We start from the raw sequence: 1,961 nt of genomic DNA on the forward strand, positions 1-1,961 counted from the left end.
ACGGGTTCGTCGAGAGCTTCAACGGCCGGTTCCGCGACGAGTGCCTGAACGAGCACCTGTTCGGCAGCCTGCCCGCGGCGCGCCGGATCATCGAAGCATGGAGGAGCGACTACAACACGGCCCGCCCGCACACGAGCCTGAACGGGCTCACCCCCGCAGCCTTTGCAACCCGCCCCGCGTCGGGGCAAATGGAGAACAGGCTCTGCTCATGAACGAGGGCTTTTGGGGGGCAGGGTCACCGCCTGTCCCGACATGCCGCGCCCTCGTCATCACCAGCCAAAGCGAATCAGATCAGCCCCGTCGCGGCCAGGGGTTTTTCGAGGCGTCCACGTGCGTCCGCCGCACGGATGCCAGACACCGAAACCGAACACAAAGGCCGCTTCCAAGCCGCCGCCACGCCTCCATCACCCGATCAGGCGCGTTTCGCAGGGGTCTCCAGGGCGAGGGCGGCCGCCGAGCGGGCCGAGAGCACCAGCGGCGGGCTGCCGCGCACGCCCGTCGCGCGCGCCGGCCTGGGTTCGGGCGCGCGGCCGACCAGCACGGTGGCGTTGGTGCCGCCGAAGCCGAAGGAATTGACGCCGACCACCGCATCCGGTCGTGGTTCCAGGCGCGCATGACGGGTCTGCACGGCGAGATTCAGCCCGTCGAAGTCGATCTCGGGATTAGGCTCGTTGAAGTGCAGCGAGGGCGGGATCGCGCCGTGCTTCAGCATCAGCACGGCCTTGAGCAGGCCCGCCATGCCGGAGGCGGCCTCGAGGTGCCCGATGTTGGTCTTGACCGAGCCGATCGGCAGCGGCGCGGCACGGCGCTGCGCGATGGTGGTGCCGATCGCCCAGGTCTCGGCCGGGTCGCCGACGCGGGTGCCGGTGCCATGCGCCTCGAAGGCCAGGAAGCGGTCCGGCGGGATGCCGGCGCGCGCGATCACTCGCTCCATAAGCGCGGCCTGGGCGGCGCGGTTGGACAGCGACAGGCCGATGGTGCGCCCGGCGGCGTTCACCCCGCTGCCGAGCAGCACGGCGTTGATGGTGTCGCCGCCGGCGATCGCATCCGGCAGGCGCTTCAGGATGACCGCGCCCGCGCCCTCGGCGCGCACATAGCCATCGGCCGCCGCGTCGAAGGCGCGGCAGCGCCCGGTCGGCGAGAGCATCCCCGCGCGCGAAAAGCCGATGAAGGAATAGGGCGAGAGCAGCATCGACACGCCGCCCACCACGGCTCCTTCCAGCGCAGGGTCATCGGCCAGGGCGCGCATCGCCAGGTGCAGTGCGACCAGCGAGGAGGAGCAGGCGGTGTCGATGGTCTGCGCCGGGCCGCGCAGGTCGAAGACGTTGCCGATCCTGTTCGACAGGATCGACAGCGCATTGCCGGTCATGAAGAAGCGGTCGACCGTGGCGGGGTCGGCCAGGCGCAACTCGGCATAGTCGGTGGACGATCCGCCCGCGAACACCGCGATGTTGCGCCCGGCCAACCGTTCGGCCGACCAGCCCGCATCCTCGAATGCCTCAGCGGTGACTTCCAGCAGCACGCGCTGCTGCGGGTCGATCTCGATGGCCTCGCGTGGCGACAGGCCGAAGGCCTGCGCGTCGAAGCCGGCCGCATCGCCGATCGTGCCGGCGGCGAAGGTATAGGACCGCCCGGCTTCCGACCTGCGCGGGTGCAGCCAGCGCGCCTGGTCGAAGCGGTCGGGCGGGATCGCGGTGACCGCGTCGCGCCCCTGCTCGAGCAGCGCCCAGAAGGCGCCGAGATCGGGCGCGCCGGGCATGCGCGCGGCGGCGCCGACGATGGCGACCGCATCCTGCGGGGGGTGTCCGGCTCCTGCCGCCCGACGGCGGCTTGCAACGATCATGCGGCGAGCTTGCCGCGTCTGGCGCGCCGCGTCATCGCAGCCCGACGGGGCGCGCGCCGAAGGCTTCCGGGGGAAGGGCGGGTCGGCGCTGGCCGCGCTGCGGCTGCGCCGCCGCCGG

2 protein-coding genes are annotated in these 1,961 nt (G+C 72.0%); one reads left to right on the forward strand and one right to left on the reverse strand.

Going from position 1 to position 1,961, the window contains the following annotated elements:
• Positions 1-212, forward strand: a 212-nt coding sequence (locus HW578_RS25980) for an integrase core domain-containing protein (RefSeq protein WP_198370636.1), incomplete at its 5' end; no start/stop codon positions are given.
• Between the two features lie 200 nt (positions 213-412).
• Here HW578_RS25980 and HW578_RS25985 read toward each other — a convergent pair.
• Entirely contained in the window at positions 413-1,843 is a 1,431-nt protein-coding gene (locus HW578_RS25985) for a beta-ketoacyl [acyl carrier protein] synthase domain-containing protein (RefSeq protein ID WP_198373602.1), read from the reverse strand.
• Positions 1,844-1,961: the final 118 nt, after the last annotated feature.

The sequence above is a fragment of the Roseomonas rosulenta genome, assembly GCF_016106005.1.
Classification (GTDB): domain Bacteria; phylum Pseudomonadota; class Alphaproteobacteria; order Acetobacterales; family Acetobacteraceae; genus Neoroseomonas; species Neoroseomonas rosulenta.